This window comes from Rhodanobacter sp. B05 (genome assembly GCF_002001085.1).
GTDB lineage: Bacteria > Pseudomonadota > Gammaproteobacteria > Xanthomonadales > Rhodanobacteraceae > Rhodanobacter.
On record NZ_MUNU01000019.1, the window covers coordinates 99,918 to 115,239 of the forward strand.

Consider the following 15,322-nt stretch of genomic DNA (forward strand, 5'->3'; position numbering starts at 1 on the left):
CAAATCTGCCCGACAGACAACGGCACGCTACCTCCAGACACGCGCATGCGACCGACCGCCCGATCATGACCATTGCCGAACAGCCCCCCGCCGACAACCCGGAAGCCGAGTTGCTAACGCGCCTGCGCGCCGCCGCGCAACTGCTGGAAGCGGTGGCGGACGATCGACAATTGCTGGACCGCTTGCCCACCGAGGATCGCCAGCGCCTGCACCAGGCAGTGGCAAGCGTCTACCATCCCGACCCCGGTGCGCGCCGGATCCGGCTGAAGGCGGCCGAGAAGGCAAGGCATGCCGCGAAGATCCAGGCCGAGGACAGCGTGCTCGACCGGACCGGCATCCGCACGCTGCGTCGCCGGCCGGTATTCACCACGCCGAACGTGTTCGCGCCGCAGGGCTTCCTGGCGCACGACATCGCCCCGGACCAGGACACCTCGCAACCGCGCGAGTCGATCGAGCCGAAGCACTGCTACGTGTGCAAGCGGAAATACAGCGCCATCCATTTCTTCTACGACCAGCTGTGTCCGGATTGCGCCGCCTTCAACTACGCCAAGCGCACCGAACTGGTCGACCTGCACGGCCGGGTCGCGCTGCTGACCGGTGGCCGGGTGAAGATCGGCTACCAGGCCGGTTTGAAGCTGCTGCGCGCAGGCGCGGAGCTGATCGTGACCACGCGTTTCCCGCGCGATTCGGCGGCACGCTACGCCGAAGAACCGGACTTCGCCGAATGGGGCCAGCGCCTGCAGATCTACGGGCTGGACTTGCGCCACACGCCCAGCGTCGAGGCGTTCTGCCAGGAACTGGTGGCGACCCGGCCGCGGCTGGATTTCATCATCAACAACGCCTGCCAAACGGTGCGCCGCCCCCCTGATTTCTACGCGCACATGATGGACGGCGAAACCGCCGCGTTGCATGACATGCCCGAACACCTGCGCCAGCTGGTTGGCCATTACGAAGGGCTGCGCGGCGCCAACATCCTGCCGCAGACCGGTGCCGCGGCGCTGACGCTGGGCGGCCGCGAATCGAATGTCCCCGGCCTGACCCGTGCCGCCGAACTGTCGCAAGTACCGCTGCTGCCCGAAGAACTGCTGGCGCAAAGCCACCTGTTTCCCGAAGGCCGGCTCGACCAGGATCTGCAGCAGGTCGACCTGCGCGAGCGCAATTCCTGGCGGCTGCTGATGGCCGAGGTGCCGTCGGTGGAATTGCTGGAAGTGCAACTGGTCAACGCGATCGCGCCGTTCATCATCAACGCGCGGCTGAAGCCGCTGATGCTGCGCACGGCCGAACGCGACAAGCACATCGTCAACGTGTCGGCGATGGAAGGCCAGTTCTACCGCAACTTCAAGACCACCCGCCACCCGCACACCAACATGGCCAAGGCCGCGCTGAACATGATGACGCGCACCTCGGCCACGGATTACCACAACGACGGCATCCACATGAACAGCGTCGACACCGGCTGGGTGACCGACGAGGATCCGGCGGCACTGGCCGCGCGCAAGGTCGCCGAAGAACGCTTCCACCCGCCACTGGACATCATCGACGGCGCCGCGCGCATCGTCGACCCGATCATCAGCGGCATCAACACCGGCGAGCATGTGTGGGGCCAGTTCCTGAAGGACTACCGGCCGACCGACTGGTAATCCGGCCGCTGACGCCGAAACAAAGACAATCTGTTTCCTTCGCGCCCGTTTCAGGCGATACCACGTAGCCTCATGTTATGTCCGGGCGCCGTTCCGGCGCGATGAGGAGAGGAGACCGCCGTGATTGAACGCAGACCCTTCGACAGCCTGGGCGGAGCCGACCACGGCTGGCTCAAGGCGAAACATCATTTTTCGTTCGCCGGCTACAACGACCCCGCGCGCATGGGCTGGGGCGCGCTGCGCGTGTGGAACGACGACACCATCGCCTCGCAGAGCGGCTTCCCGCCGCACCCGCACGCGGACATGGAAATCATCACCTACGTGCGCGAAGGCGCGATCAGCCACAAGGACAGCCTCGGCAACGAAGGCCGCACCGAGGCCGGCGACGTGCAGGTGATGAGCGCGGGCAGCGGCATCACCCACGCCGAATACAACGTGGAACCGGGCGCCACGCGCATCTTCCAGATCTGGATCATCCCCGATGAAAGCGGCAAGCCGCCGTCGTGGGGCGCACGACCGTTCCCGAAGGGCGAACGCTCGGGCCGCTTCGTGGCGCTGGCCAGTGGCTTCAAGGAGGATACCGAAGCCTTGCCGCTGCGCACCGACGCACGCGTGCTGGGTGCGACGCTCAGGGCCGGCGAAACCACCGAGTACACGCTGGGTGCTGGCCGTTATGCGTACCTCGTGCCGGCCACCGGTTCGGTCGAGCTCAACGGCGTGCAGCTGGATGCCCGCGACGGCGCCGCGATCCGCGACGAATCCGTGCTGCGGGTGACCGCGCTGGCGGATGCCGAGTTGGTGCTGGTCGACACTGCAGCCTGAACCGGTAGGAGCGCACCCTGTGCGCGATGCTCTTCGTCACGTCACGGAAAGCATCGCGCACAGGGTGCGCTCCTACCGTGTTATTCGAATTCGACCGCAAGAGCCGGAGTGTGGCCGGGCCGGGGGATCCCTAGATTGGCTGCACGCGATAATCTTCCGGGAGGAACAGCCATGAAAACCCTCGACAAACAACCCGAACTAGCCGCGATCACCCTGGCCGACCCGCGCTGGGCTGCGGTGCAGGCGCACGATGCAGGTGCCGACGGCAAGTTTTTCTATTCGGTGAAAACCACCGGCGTGTACTGCCGACCCTCCTGCGGAGCCCGTCCGGCGCGACCGGAAAACGTGGCGTTCCACGCCACGGTGGCCGATGCGGAACGCGCCGGTTTTCGCCCGTGCAGGCGCTGCAAGCCCGACCAGCCGTCGCTGGCGGAGCAGCATGCGGCCATGGTCACTGCCGCCTGTCGCATGATCGAGCAGGCCGAGGCGATCCCCACGCTGGACCAGCTGGCGCAGCCGACCGGGCTCAGTCCATTCCATTTCCATCGCGTGTTCAAGGCCGTCACCGGCGTGACCCCAAAGCAATACGCCGCGGCACATCGCAGTCGCCGTGTACGCAACGAACTGGCGCACGGCACCTCGGTGACCTCGGCGATCTTCGACGCCGGCTACAACGCCAGCAGCCGTTTCTACGAAACCGCCGGCCAGGTGCTGGGCATGACGCCATCGGACTATCGCGCCGGCGGTGCCGGCAGCGAGATCCGCTTCGCCATCGGCGAGTGTTCGCTGGGCTCGATCCTGGTCGCGCAGAGCGAACGCGGCGTATGCGCGATCCTGCTTGGCGACGATCCCGACACGCTGGCGCACGATCTGCAGGATCGTTTTCCGAAGGCCCGCTTGATCGGCGGCGACCGCGATTACGAGCAACTGGTGGCGCAGGTGGTCGGTTTCATCGAGGCGCCGGCGATCGGCCTGGACCTGCCATTGGACGTGCGCGGCACCGCGTTCCAGCAGCGCGTGTGGCGGGCGCTGCGCGACATTCCGGCCGGAAGCACGGTCAGCTACAGCGAGATCGCCCGACGCATCGGTTCACCCAAATCCGTGCGCGCCGTGGCCGGGGCCTGTGCGGCGAACATGCTGGCGGTGGCAATCCCGTGCCATCGCGTGGTGCGCAACGACGGCGGCCTGTCCGGCTACCGCTGGGGCGTGCAACGCAAGCGTGTCCTGCTGGAGTGCGAGGCAAAGGCATGAATGCGCAGTTGCAACCTGTCGTCGATGCCGGTAGCCGGCTGCGCGTGCACGACTGGGGTCGTGTTGCGGAAGATCTGGATGCTCACGGCTATGCGATGCTGGAGGCCCTGCTGTCACCGCTGGAATGTACGGCGCTGGCCAGCCAGTACGAGGACGATGGGCGGTTTCGCGGTCGCGTGGTGATGGGTCGCCACGGTTTCGGCCGCGGCGAATACCGCTATTTCAGCTATCCGCTGCCTGAGCTGGTGGTCGCGCTGCGCACAGCGGTCTATTCCCGACTGGTACCGATCGCGAATCGCTGGAATGCATCGATGGGCATGGCGGTTCACTACCCCGCCACGCACGCCGACTTCATCGAACGCTGCCATGCGGCCGGCCAGCAGCGCCCTACCCCGCTGCTGCTGCAATACGGTGCCGATGACTACAACTGCCTGCACCAGGATCTGTACGGCGAACACGTATTCCCGCTGCAGATGGCGGTCCTGCTGTCCGAGCCGGGGCGCGATTTCCATGGCGGCGAGTTCGTGCTGACCGAGCAGCGCCCGCGCATGCAGTCGCGCGCCGAGGTGGTGCCGTTGCGCCAGGGTGACGCGGTGCTGTTTGCCGTCCATCAGCGGCCGGTGCAAGGCACTCGCGGCAACTACCGGGTGAACCTGCGTCACGGCGTCAGCCGCGTGCGCGGTGGTCATCGGCATACGCTCGGCATCATCTTCCACGACGCCACATGAGCACGGCCGACCTGTTCGCCGCTGCGCCCGCGCCGGTTCGCCGGGATGAGCCCTTGTGCGCAGGCGCGGTGGTCCTGCGCGGGTTTGCGCTGGCCGACGAAGCGCCGCTGCTGCAGGCACTCGATGCGATCGTGGCGCAGGCGCCGTTTCGCCATCTGATCACCCCCGGCGGTTTTCGCATGTCGGTGGGCATGACCAATGCGGGGCCGCTGGGCTGGGTCAGCGATCGCCGCGGCTATCGCTACGATCCGATCGATCCGTACAGCGACCAGCCGTGGCCACCGATGCCGCCGGTTTTCCGGCAACTGGCCGGGGCCGCCGCCGCGCACGCCGGCTTTGCCGGCTTCGTGCCGGATGCCTGCCTGGTCAACCGCTACGAAGCAGGCACGCGCTTGAGCCTGCATCAGGATCGCGACGAGCGTGACTTGGGCCACCCGATCGTGTCCGTCTCGCTGGGCATTCCGGCGGTATTCCTGTTCGGTGGCCTGCAGCGATCCGATCGACAGCTGCGCGTGCCGCTGGCGCATGGCGACGTGGTCGTATGGGGCGGCCCGGCGCGGCTGCGCCATCACGGCGTGCTGCCCTTGAAGCCGAACCATCACGGCGTGCTGGGCGACTGCCGGATCAATCTCACCCTGCGCCGGGCCGGTTGAACAACGCACGCGGGTGCCAACCCGGCAGCAAATGCTACCCTCGATCCATCGTTGGAGTTTCGAGACAGTCATGACCCAGCCCCAAGGCATCCATGTCATCGATACAGGCTTCGTGCGCCCGGGTTTCGATGCCGCCTACCTGGTGGTCGAGAGCGGCCATGCCGCCTTCATCGATTGCGGCACCAATCATTCCGTGCCGCGCATGTTGGCCGCCCTGGAACGCGCCGGCCTGACGGCGGCGAACGTGGACTGGCTGATCCTCACCCATGTGCACCTCGATCATGCCGGCGGTGCCGGCGAATTGATCGCGCGCTTGCCGCATGCGCAATTGCTGGTTCACCCGCGCGGTGCACGCCACATGATCGACCCGTCAAAATTGTGGGCCGGCGCCAGCGCGGTATACGGCGAGGAAGTGATGGAACGGGAATATGGACGGTTGCGTCCGGTGCCCGCCGAACGCGTGGTCGAGGCCGGCGATGGGCACCAGATCAATCTCGCGGGCCGCATCCTGCGCGCTCTCGACACCCCGGGCCATGCGAAACATCACAACGCGATCCACGACGAACGGGCGAACGTGTGTTTCACCGGCGACGTGTTCGGCCTGTCCTATCGCGAATTCGATACCGCGAAGGGTCCGTTCATCCTCCCAACCACCTCGCCGGTACAGTTCGATCCGGAGGAACTGCATGCCTCCATCGATCGCCTGGTTGCGCTGCAGCCGGTGGCGATGTACCCCACCCACTTCGGCCGTATCGAAGACGTCGCCCGCTTGGCCGGCGACCTGCATGTGCAGATCGACGCCATGGTGACGCTGGCGCTGGAGGCTGGCGCCGACGCGGACAGGCACAGCCGACTGGTCGATGGTTTGGCCGGGTTGTACGCGGCTCGCGCCAAGGCGCACGGCTGGACCGGGGGGCGCGACGCGCTGGAGCAACTGCTGCGGATGGACATCGAGCTGAACGCACAGGGGCTGGAGGTCTGGCTGGATCGCGCCACTGCCTGATTCGCTCCGTGCTTCGGGTCGTCAAGCGTGGCTACAGGTCACTGGACACCCGCGCTGCCTATTGACCGCCATGCCGAAATGGATTCCTCTTGGCCATTGCCTCGCCAAGCCATCGACCCAAGCCATGTCGGACACAAGCTACCCGTTCAACGAGACTGAAACCGCACATCATGCCGGTGCGCGTGTCGAGGCCGACCCGCCGTTGCGCCGGATCGTCGTGGTCGGCGGTGGCACCGCCGGCTGGATGACGGCGCTGACCCTGGCCAACTCGGCCTATGGATCGAGACTCCAGGTGACGGTGATCGAATCGCCGCAGGTCGGCACGATCGGCGTGGGCGAAGGCTCGACGCCGTACCTGCGCCGCTTTTTCCAGGATCTCGGCATCGAAGAGGCGGAATGGATGCCCGCCTGCAACGCCACCTACAAGAACGGCATCACCTTCGACAAGTGGTCGACCCGGCCAGGTTTCGAGAGTTACTTTCACGCGTTCGCGTCGATGCTCGACAACCTGACCATGACGCAATTCATCAACAACGTGCACGCGCGCCTGAACCATGCGGACGTGCATGCGCACCCCGACCGTTTCTTCATCGCCAACCGGCTGGCGCGCGACTGCCGGGCACCCAAACCGGTGCGCAGTTTCCCGTTCGACATCTGGCATGGCTACCATTTCGACGCCAGCCTGCTCGGCGCCTTCCTGTTGAAGAAGGCACTGGAACGTGGCGTGCGCCATGTGCCGCGCCATGTGAACGAGGTGATCCTGAAGGAGAACGGCGATATCGATTCGCTGCGCCTCGAAGGCGGCGAGACGCTGGATGCGGACTTCTTCGTCGATTGCACGGGCTTCGCCTCGCTGCTGATCGGCAAGGCACTGAAGGTCCCGTTCGTGCCCTACGCGGAGAACCTGTTCAACAATGCCGCGGTGGCGCTGCCGACGCCGCTGGACGGGCCGATCATGTCGCAGACCATCTCCACCGCGCTCAAGCATGGTTGGGCCTGGAAGATTCCGCTGACCAACCGCTATGGCAACGGCTACGTCTACAGCACCGATTTCTGTTCGCCCGAACAAGCCGAGACCGAACTGCGCACCCATCTGGGAATGCTCGATGCCGACGCCCCCGCGCGCCATCTGAAGATGCGCGTGGGACGCGTCACCGAGAGCTGGCACCGCAACTGCGTTGCGATCGGCCTGTCGCAGGGCTTCGTCGAGCCGCTCGAGGCCACCACCCTGCTGTTCGCGCAGCGCACCGCGAACATGCTGGTTGCCGTGCTCGAAAAAGGCGACCTCGGCGAGTCCGCGCGAACGACGTTCAACCAGACCATCAATGGCCAGCTGGAAGGCACCCGCGATTACATCGTCACCCACTACAAGACCAATACGCGCACCGACACCGACTACTGGCGCGCCAATGCGGCCAACACCAACCTCTCCCATCCGCTCAAGCAACTGCTCGCCACCTGGCTGTCCAGCAAGCCGATCATCCCGGGCCTGAAGAGGGGCGTGTTCGGCCAGGGCTACCCGACCCTGTCCTGGTACAGCCTGCTCGCCGGCATGGGCTTGTTTCCGGAACCGCAGGACCTGCGTCCGCCGACGCCCGAGGAGGCGCAGCACGACCTCACGCAGATCGACAATCTGCTGGAGCGCAGCGCACTGAACTACCCCGACCAGCGCGAACTGCTGCAGCGGATTCCGCTTCGATCCACCGAGCCGTCGCTGCAGGTGTATCTCTGGTAGGCCACGGGTTCTGCGGCGAACGCCGCCTGCTCAACCCAGCCGCGTGCCATCGGGCACCGGCCGTTCCAGTGCGGTAAGTACCACGCCCTCCTCCGTGGGAAAGCCGGTGAGCAGGAATTGCGAGCGGAATGGACCGATCTGTTTTTCGGGGAAGTTGATCACGCCCACGATCTGCCGACCAAGCAGGTCTTCGGCGCGGTAAAGCGCGGCGATCTGCGCGCTGGTCTTCTTCTCGCCGTAGGGGCCGAAGTCCACCCATACCTTCCATGCCGGCTTGCGCGCTTCGGGAAACGGCTCCACCCGGGTCACCGTGCCGGCCACCACCAGCACCTTCTCGAAGTCGGCCCAGCTGATCTCGGAAATATCCATCTCGCTCATCCTTCCAGCCTCGTCTTCAGGCAATCGCGACCCTGTTGCCACCAGTAGCTCGCCTGCGCCCCAAGATACCCGAACGGTCGCCAGGTATTGTCCAGGCCATAGTCGGCAAACTGTTTCCAGCCATCGTCGCCCTCGGCGAGCGCTGCCGCCAGCAATTCGCCGGCGGCACAGGTGGGCGCCAGGCCATGCCCGCCAAACCCCTGCGCCCACCAAAGGCCGTTGCCATCACCGCCGATTTGCGGCATCTGGTGGCGTGCGTAGCTCATCAGGCCCGACCAGGCGTAGTCGATCCGCACCCCGGCAAGCTGCGGAAAGACGCGCAGCAGATCCCGGGTCAGCAGCCTCTGCACCGCGGCGGGCGAACGGTTCAACACCGAGATGCGTCCACCCCACAGCAAGCGGCTGTCAGGCAATGCGCGGTAGTAGTCGAAGGCGAAGCGGCTGTCGTAGATCGCTGCGCGGGTGCGCAGGCAATCGTCCAGTCGATCGCCAAGCGGCTCGGTGACCATCACGTAGGTGGCGATCGGCAGGATGGCCCGATCGATCGCCTTTTGCAGGCCGGCCAGATAGCCGCCGCAGGCCAGCACCACCTGATCGGCAAGCAGCTCACCTTGCGCGGTACGCAGGCGCCACTGCAAGCCTTCGCGCGCGAGGCCGAGGGCACCACTGTTTTCGTGGATTCGTACACCTTGCGCAGCCGCCGCTGAAGCGAGGCCGATCGCGTAGTTGAGCGGGTGCAAATGCAGCGCGTCCCGTTCGAACAGGCCATCGTGGTAACGCTCGCTGCGAATGCAGTGGCGCAGTTCTTCTTCAGCCAGCCATTGCCATTGCACGCCATAATGTCCGGCCAGCAATTGCTGGCGCTGGCGCAATACCGCCGGATCGCGGAACCAGTTGGCCCAGATCACGCCCTCGTCCACGACATCGCAGCTGATCGCGTGGTCGGTGATGCGTCGTCGGATGCGCTCGACCGCTGCCGTGGTGAGGCTGAACAGCGCCGCGGCCCGTTGCTCGCCCAGCTGATCGAGCAGCGCCTGCTCGCCAAGCGAATAGCCGGCGAAGACGAAGCCGCCATTGCGGCCGGACGCGCCGAAGCCCACCTGCTCGCGCTCCAGCAGAACTACATCCCGCACGCCACGCTCGGCCAGCCCGAGCACGGTGTTGAGACCGGCAAAACCGCCACCGATGACAGCCACCCGCGCGTGCGCACGGCCCTGCAAGGGTTCGTAGGCTGCGTATGGCTTGGCCGTGGCGCGATAGTAGGAAGCGGACGCGTTCATTTGCAGGAATTGTCCATGCGCAAGCCCGAAGCCGGGCAAGCATAACCCTCCAGCTACGTGCCAGCGCTACTCACGAAATCGTCGGAGGGTCCCCCGGGGCCCTCACTCCCCGCTCAGAGCTGATCCAGAAATGCGCGTACGGTGGGCGCCAGTTTCGGATCCTGCATCGCCATGTGCATGGTGGCGCGCACCAGGCCGGCCTTGTTGCCGCAATCGAAGCGGATGCCTTCAAAGCGGTAGGCCAGCACCTTGCCCTGCTCTTTCAGCAGCGCCTCGATCGCATCGGTCAGCTGGATCTCGCCGCCCGCACCCGGCGTGGTCTGTTCCAGCAGATGGAAGATTCGACCGGGCAGCACGTAGCGGCCGACGACCGCCAGGTTGGACGGTGCGTCGGCGGGCTTGGGCTTCTCGACCATGTAGCGGATTGACGCACTGCGCTCGTCGACGGGAGTGGCATCGACGATGCCGTACTTGTCGGTCTCGTCGTGCGGCACTTCCTCCACCGCGATCACGCCGGCTTGCTGTGCTTCAGCCAGTTCGGTCATCTGCCGCAAGGCGCCCTTGCCGGTGCCGTTCCACAGCAGGTCATCGGGCAGCACCACGCCAAACGGCTCGTCGCCCACCACCGGCTTGGCACACAGCACGGCATGGCCCAGGCCCAGCGCTTCGGGTTGGGTCACGAAGATCGCCCGCACATGCCGCGGCAAGGTGCCCTGCACCAGGGCGAGCAACTCCGCCTTGCCTTTTTCCTGCAGCTTCGCCTCCAGCTCGTAGGCCTTGTCGAAGTAATCGGCGATGGCATGCTTGTAGCGGTTGGTGACGAAGATCAGGGTATCGGCCCCGGCATCAACGGCTTCGTCGACCGCGTACTGGATCAACGGCTTGTCCAGTACCGGCAGCATTTCCTTGGCGACCACCTTGGTCGCCGGAAGAAAGCGTGTACCGAGTCCGGCGACGGGAAACACAACCTTGCGCAGCGGCTTGCTCACTCATTGATCTCCGGGTTGGCACGACGGATCGACACCACATTGTCCGGCTGCGACGACTCGCTCCAACGGAACGATGGCAGCAGACTGGACACGCAGCGGCGCAGTTCTTCCTCATCGAAGGCAGCGACGGCCTCGATCGCCTTGCCAAGCAGCGCCTGCAGCAGCTCCCACGAAACCTCGCGATGCTGCGCCAGGAAAATCTTGGCATGCTCGGTGGCGCTGTAATTTTCCAGCGGATGGAACAATTCCTCGAACAGCTTCTCGCCGGAGCGCAGGCCGGTGTAGATGATCGGAACTTCGCTGCCCGGCTTCTTGCCGGCAAGGCGGATCATCTGCTCGGCCAGGTCGCGGATCTTGACCGGTTCGCCCATGTCCAGGGCAAAGATCTCGCCGCCCTTGCCGATGCTCGCCGTCTGCAGGATCAGCTGGCAGGCCTCGGGGATGGTCATGAAGTAGCGCGAGATCTCCGGGTGCGTCACGGTCACCGGACCGCCCTCGCGGATCTGCCGACGGAACAGCGGCACCACCGACCCGGCCGAGTCCAGCACGTTGCCAAATCGCACCGTCATGAAATGGGTGTCGGTCTGTGCGTTGAGGTTCTGGCAATAGATCTCGGCCACGCGCTTGCATGCACCCATCACGCTGGTCGGATTGACGGCCTTGTCGGTGGAGATCAACACGAAGCATTTCACCCCGACGGCGCAGGCAGCGTCGGCCACCGCGCGGGTACCCAGCACGTTGTTGCCGAATGCCGCACGCAACTGCCCCTGCAGCATCGGCACATGCTTGTAGGCCGCCGCATGGAACACCACTTCCGGTTGCGCTTCCTCGAATACCTTGCGCATCGCCGTCTGGTCGGCGCAGTGGGCAAGGACGCCGTCGAGAATCAGTTCCGGAAAGTCGGCGCGCAGTTCCTGGGTGATCCGGTACAGGTTGTACTCGCTCAGCTCGACCACCGTGAGCGACTGCGCGCCCAAGCGGGCGACCTGCCGGCACAGCTCCGATCCGATCGAGCCGCCGCCGCCGGTCACCAGCACGCGACGGCCACTCAGCGTTTCGCGGATCGCGGTCCAGTCCAGTTCCACCGCATCGCGGCCGAGCAGGTCCTCGATCGCCACTTCCTTGATCTGGTTCATGTACGCCCGCCCGGCGACGACATCCTCAAGCCGTGGCACGGTCCGATAGGGCAGATCGGTACTGTCGCACAGGGCAACCACCCGCCTCATCTCGGCAGTGGACGCACCGGGCAGTGCGATGAGCAGCATGTCCACGGCCGCCTCGGGCGCCAATTCAGGCAATTGGTCGAATCGCCCCAGCACGGGATGGCCATTGATGCTGGCGCCACGCAGGCCTGGCTTGTCGTCGACGAAGCCGACCACGGTATAGCGGTTGTCGCGACGCAGGTCGCGCGACAATACCTCGCCGGCCCGATCGGCACCGACGATCAGCACCCGCTTCGCCCTCTGATCCTTCAGCAGTTCGGTGCGGCTGTCCTTCCAGTACCGGTAGACCAGCCGGGGGGCGCCCAGCAGCAGTGTCAGCAAACCCGGATAGAGCAACAGCACCGAGCGAGGCACGCCCTCCAGCCGATCATAGAGGAACAGGCACAGGCCAATGGACAGGGCACCGATCACCGACGCCCGCACGATGTTCCACAGATCCGGCAGACTGGCGAAACGCCACACGCTCCGGTAAAGGCCGGTCCAGCGGAAAATCAGGCCCTGCACCAGCAGCACCACCGGAAATTCAAGCAGCTGGAAGCTGACGACTTCGTCGGGCCGCAGCGCATAACGGAGCCACTTCGCTATCCACCAGGCGATGGCGGTGACCAGCAGGTCGTGCAGCACGACCGCGATGCGCGGATGGATGAAGGCGACAGACTTACGCAGTGACATGGGGTGCCTTGATCGGGTGGCGCCGCAGCAAGCGACGTTTCAGGTACAGCCAGGCGACCGCCGCGCCGACATAGGCGACCATGGTAGTCGTCAATGCCGCGTGCAGATGACTCCAGGCCAACCAGCCCATCGGCGCGGCCACCAGCAGGTTCCAGCCCAGGTAGGCGGCGTCCGTCCTGGCATGCGTTCCGCCCCGCCGCACCATCCACTGGTATAGATGCTCGCGGTGGGCAGCATGCCAGCGTCGCCCCAGCCACATCCGCGTGAGCAGGGTCAGGCTGGCATCCACCAGGAACGCAGAGGACAGGATCAGCGCCGGCCACAGCAGTGACGGATCGACCTGCCACAGCATCGCGGTGAACGCGAAAATCAGCAGGCCTACGCTGCCACTGCCCACGTCGCCCATGAAAATGCGCGCCGGCGGCCGGTTGAAACACCAGAACCCCAGCGCCGAACCGGCCATGCAGGCCGCGGCCAGGGCAAGCACCGGTTGGGCCGCCGCCCATGCCAGCGTGGCCAGGCCCGCGCCGACGAAGATTGCCTGCTGGGCCAGCAGGCCGTCGATGCCATCCATGAAATTGTGCAGGTTGATGCTCCAGACACCGCCGGCGATCAACAAGGGCAACCACCACCAACGCGTGCCCGTGGCCAGCAGGCTCAGCGAAAACACGCCGACCCCAAGCACCTGCGCGCCCAATCGCGGCAAAATGGGCAACGAACGGTGATCGTCCCACCAACCAGCCAGCGCCACCGGCAGCACCGCGGCGCACAGGCCACCCGGCACCGGATGCCACCACGCCTTTCCCGGCAGAACCCAGCTTGCGCCGAGCAGGCAGACCAGCATCGCCAGCACGATGCCGATACCGCCACCGCGCGGAGTCGCGCGGGTGTGCGAGCGGCGCTGGCCGGGCTGATCGAGCAGGCCACGCCGATGCGCATAGCCGATCGCCGCCCGCACGATGACTACGGTGATCGAGAAGCTGGCCAGCAACCATCCGATGGTCGTGAACATCGTCATCTCACTCGCCGGCAACGCCATGGATCGGGCGGATCGTGCTCCAACTCTTGCAACTCGGGCATTGCCAGTGGTGCGCCTTGGCGCCGAAGCCGCATCGGTTGCAGCGGTACATCGCCTGCCCCTCCAGCAGCTTTCTGGTCAGGTCGCGCAGGATGAGGAAGTTCTCGCGTGCTTCACCCTCGATCTTGTCCATCGTCGCATCGAGCAGAGCCATCAACCCGCGCACCGACGGACGCTGGCGCAACTGTGTGGTCAGAAAGTCGATGGCAGCACGCTCGCCGTCGCGCTGCCGGTAGATATGGGTCAGTGCAAGTATCGGCGACACCCCGTGGTAGCGCCCCAGCATGTCGCTGAGGAAGGCCTCGGCACGTTCCATCTGCTGCGAGCGGGCATAGCTGTTGAGCAGCGGCGGCAGGATGTCCGGCGTGAACGCACTGTCGGCCCTGATTGCCGCCTCGAATGAGGCGACCGCGTCGGCATGCTGGCCATCCTCCGCATGCAGTCGCCCGGTGAGCATGAACGCACGCACGCAATCGGGTTGGCTGTCGAATGCCTGGCGCAGGTAATCGCGTGCCTCTGCGCGCGCGCCGTGCTGGCGTGCGCGCTCAGCCAGTTCGCAATAAAACTGGGCGATGACCGGTGCCTCGTCCTCGCCGGTCATCACTTCCAGGCGTCGGGCGTGCTCGATGGCCTTGTGCCAGTCGCGCTCGTGCTGGTAGATCGCAATCAGGTGGCGCAATGCCGAGGGCGCATGCGAATCCATCGCCACCAGGTCGGCGAACAACGCTTCGGCGCGATCGAGCAGCCCCGAACGCATGTAATCCTCACCCAGTTCGAGCAGGGCCACCGTCTTCATCGGGTCCGACAGGCCCGGCCGCGAAACCAGGTGCTGATGCAGCCGGATCGCCCTGTCCACTTCGCCGCGGCGACGAAACAGGTTGCCCAGCGCCAGGTGCGTCTCCACCGTGTCGCGGTTGTATTCGGCCAGCTTGAGGAACACCTCGATCGCCTTGTCCTGCTCCTCGTTGAGCAGGTAATTCAGGCCCCGGAAGTAGTCCGATGACAGCTCGCTGACCTCGGCGCCGGAGCGCCGCGCGCCGGCCTGGCGCGAAGCCCACCAGCCCAGCACGAAGGCAACGGGCAGCAACGCAGTCAGCACATAGAGAGAATTCATGGCTTGGCCGACGGATGCTTGTCCGCGCGCGACGTCTGGCGCGATCGCCGCGGCCGCACGCCCAGCCATGCGCTCACCCCGCCCAGCAACCAGCCGATCACCAGGGCTCCCAGCAGGGCGGCCCCCTTCGGCAGTTGCACCTGGGCAAATCCGAAATCGTAGTCGACCATCCCGGCATTGAGCGCCCCGAGCACGATGCCGGCGGCAACAAAGACGACCAGGGTGATGATGGCAAGCAATCGCATGGTCGAACTTTACCCGATTGGCCGTGACTGGCACAGGCGGCAGGGCTTCGTCGGCCTCAGCGGCCGGTCAGCGTCAACCCGATGGCGTGGTCGATCTCCAAAAAAGGCAGGAACGGCACGCGCCGCCTGCCTCGTGGTCGATCTTCAGGGACGCCTCAACCGGCATCGCCTTCCAGATCAAGGTTGACCCGCTCGCGCAATTCCTTGCCTGGCTTGAAATGAGGAACGTGCTTGCCGGGCAGGGCCACGGCTTCACCCGTCTTCGGGTTGCGACCCATGCGGGGCGGCCGGAAATGCAGCGCGAAGCTGCCGAAACCGCGCACCTCGATGCGCTCGCCCTGGGCCAGTGCCTGGCTCATCTGTTCGATCACACTCTTGACGGCCATCTCGACATCGGCAAACGCAAGATGGGTCTGGCGTCGTGCCAGCGCTTCGATCAATTCGGATTTGGTCATGGGCCCCAATGTCCGTGACGTGAAACAGCGGGGCGGCGAATGCCGCCCCGCGTCGT

At 65.6% G+C, this 15,322-nt stretch carries 15 protein-coding genes; 7 read left to right on the forward strand and 8 right to left on the reverse strand.

The window, feature by feature from the left end; genetic code table 11:
- The first annotated feature begins 65 nt into the window (after positions 1-65).
- The 7 genes from B0E47_RS13950 to B0E47_RS13980 all read left to right on the forward strand — a co-directional run bounded on the left by B0E47_RS13950 (position 66) and on the right by B0E47_RS13980 (position 7,832).
- Positions 66-1,640, forward strand: a complete 1,575-nt coding sequence (locus B0E47_RS13950; RefSeq protein WP_077514886.1) for an SDR family oxidoreductase — start codon at positions 66-68, stop codon at positions 1,638-1,640.
- A gap of 120 nt (positions 1,641-1,760) precedes the next feature.
- Complete coding sequence (locus B0E47_RS13955; protein WP_077514887.1) at positions 1,761-2,462, forward strand: pirin family protein; 702 nt, start codon at positions 1,761-1,763, stop codon at positions 2,460-2,462.
- A gap of 171 nt (positions 2,463-2,633) precedes the next feature.
- Complete coding sequence (gene ada / locus B0E47_RS13960) at positions 2,634-3,713, forward strand: bifunctional DNA-binding transcriptional regulator/O6-methylguanine-DNA methyltransferase Ada (RefSeq protein WP_077514888.1); 1,080 nt, start codon at positions 2,634-2,636, stop codon at positions 3,711-3,713.
- Positions 3,710-4,441, forward strand: a complete 732-nt coding sequence (locus B0E47_RS13965; RefSeq protein WP_077514889.1) for a 2OG-Fe(II) oxygenase — start codon at positions 3,710-3,712, stop codon at positions 4,439-4,441. Before ada ends, B0E47_RS13965 begins: the two co-directional genes overlap by 4 nt.
- Entirely contained in the window at positions 4,438-5,094 is a 657-nt protein-coding gene (gene alkB, locus B0E47_RS13970) for a DNA oxidative demethylase AlkB (RefSeq protein ID WP_077514890.1), read from the forward strand. The genes B0E47_RS13965 and alkB overlap by 4 nt, the downstream gene beginning before the upstream one ends.
- A 70-nt stretch (positions 5,095-5,164) precedes the next feature.
- Positions 5,165-6,097, forward strand: a complete 933-nt coding sequence (locus B0E47_RS13975) for an MBL fold metallo-hydrolase (protein ID WP_077514891.1) — start codon at positions 5,165-5,167, stop codon at positions 6,095-6,097.
- A 124-nt stretch (positions 6,098-6,221) separates the two neighbouring features.
- Positions 6,222-7,832 carry a tryptophan halogenase family protein gene (locus B0E47_RS13980; protein WP_077514892.1) on the forward strand — a complete coding sequence of 537 codons (1,611 nt, stop codon included), beginning with the start codon at positions 6,222-6,224 and terminating at the stop codon, positions 7,830-7,832.
- 30 nt (positions 7,833-7,862) lie between these two features.
- Here B0E47_RS13980 and B0E47_RS13985 read toward each other — a convergent pair whose 3' ends face one another.
- From B0E47_RS13985 to B0E47_RS14020, 8 genes are all read right to left on the reverse strand, one after another.
- On the reverse strand, positions 7,863-8,210 hold the full coding sequence (locus B0E47_RS13985; RefSeq protein ID WP_077514893.1) for a tRNA-binding protein: 348 nt from the start codon (positions 8,208-8,210) through the stop codon (positions 7,863-7,865).
- Positions 8,207-9,496, reverse strand: coding sequence for an FAD-binding oxidoreductase (locus B0E47_RS13990; protein ID WP_077515369.1), 1,290 nt, complete (start codon positions 9,494-9,496; stop codon positions 8,207-8,209). The genes B0E47_RS13985 and B0E47_RS13990 overlap by 4 nt, the downstream gene beginning before the upstream one ends.
- Positions 9,497-9,603: 107 nt before the next feature.
- Positions 9,604-10,479 carry a UTP--glucose-1-phosphate uridylyltransferase GalU gene (galU, locus tag B0E47_RS13995; protein WP_077514894.1) on the reverse strand — a complete coding sequence of 292 codons (876 nt, stop codon included), beginning with the start codon at positions 10,477-10,479 and terminating at the stop codon, positions 9,604-9,606.
- Positions 10,476-12,374 carry a nucleoside-diphosphate sugar epimerase/dehydratase gene (locus B0E47_RS14000; protein ID WP_077514895.1) on the reverse strand — a complete coding sequence of 633 codons (1,899 nt, stop codon included), beginning with the start codon at positions 12,372-12,374 and terminating at the stop codon, positions 10,476-10,478. Before B0E47_RS14000 ends, galU begins: the two co-directional genes overlap by 4 nt.
- Positions 12,361-13,386, reverse strand: coding sequence for a glycosyltransferase family 4 protein (locus tag B0E47_RS14005; RefSeq protein ID WP_077515370.1), 1,026 nt, complete (start codon positions 13,384-13,386; stop codon positions 12,361-12,363). The genes B0E47_RS14000 and B0E47_RS14005 overlap by 14 nt, the downstream gene beginning before the upstream one ends.
- A gap of 7 nt (positions 13,387-13,393) precedes the next feature.
- Entirely contained in the window at positions 13,394-14,566 is a 1,173-nt protein-coding gene (gene lapB / locus B0E47_RS14010; RefSeq protein WP_077514896.1) for a lipopolysaccharide assembly protein LapB, read from the reverse strand.
- Positions 14,563-14,811: a LapA family protein gene (locus B0E47_RS14015; protein WP_077514897.1), complete on the reverse strand. Its 249-nt coding sequence runs from the start codon at positions 14,809-14,811 to the stop codon at positions 14,563-14,565. Before B0E47_RS14015 ends, lapB begins: the two co-directional genes overlap by 4 nt.
- A 155-nt stretch (positions 14,812-14,966) precedes the next feature.
- On the reverse strand, positions 14,967-15,266 hold the full coding sequence (locus B0E47_RS14020) for an integration host factor subunit beta (protein WP_077514898.1): 300 nt from the start codon (positions 15,264-15,266) through the stop codon (positions 14,967-14,969).
- Between the last annotated feature and the right edge of the window lie 56 nt (positions 15,267-15,322).

What these genes read in the sequence shown, in the direction of transcription:
- B0E47_RS13965 (WP_077514889.1), top strand. Translation starts at nt 3,710, where the DNA reads ATGAATGCGCAGTTGCAACCTGTCGTCGATGCCGGTAGCCGGCTGCGC.
- B0E47_RS13980 (WP_077514892.1), top strand. Translation starts at nt 6,222, where the DNA reads ATGTCGGACACAAGCTACCCGTTCAACGAGACTGAAACCGCACATCAT.
- lapB (WP_077514896.1), bottom strand. Translation starts at nt 14,566, where the DNA reads ATGAATTCTCTCTATGTGCTGACTGCGTTGCTGCCCGTTGCCTTCGTG.
- B0E47_RS13985 (WP_077514893.1), bottom strand. Translation starts at nt 8,210, where the DNA reads ATGAGCGAGATGGATATTTCCGAGATCAGCTGGGCCGACTTCGAGAAG.
- ada (WP_077514888.1), top strand. Translation starts at nt 2,634, where the DNA reads ATGAAAACCCTCGACAAACAACCCGAACTAGCCGCGATCACCCTGGCC.
- B0E47_RS14000 (WP_077514895.1), bottom strand. Translation starts at nt 12,374, where the DNA reads ATGTCACTGCGTAAGTCTGTCGCCTTCATCCATCCGCGCATCGCGGTC.
- B0E47_RS14015 (WP_077514897.1), bottom strand. Translation starts at nt 14,811, where the DNA reads ATGCGATTGCTTGCCATCATCACCCTGGTCGTCTTTGTTGCCGCCGGC.
- B0E47_RS14020 (WP_077514898.1), bottom strand. Translation starts at nt 15,266, where the DNA reads ATGACCAAATCCGAATTGATCGAAGCGCTGGCACGACGCCAGACCCAT.
- B0E47_RS13950 (WP_077514886.1), top strand. Translation starts at nt 66, where the DNA reads ATGACCATTGCCGAACAGCCCCCCGCCGACAACCCGGAAGCCGAGTTG.
- alkB (WP_077514890.1), top strand. Translation starts at nt 4,438, where the DNA reads ATGAGCACGGCCGACCTGTTCGCCGCTGCGCCCGCGCCGGTTCGCCGG.
- B0E47_RS13975 (WP_077514891.1), top strand. Translation starts at nt 5,165, where the DNA reads ATGACCCAGCCCCAAGGCATCCATGTCATCGATACAGGCTTCGTGCGC.
- B0E47_RS14005 (WP_077515370.1), bottom strand. Translation starts at nt 13,386, where the DNA reads ATGTTCACGACCATCGGATGGTTGCTGGCCAGCTTCTCGATCACCGTA.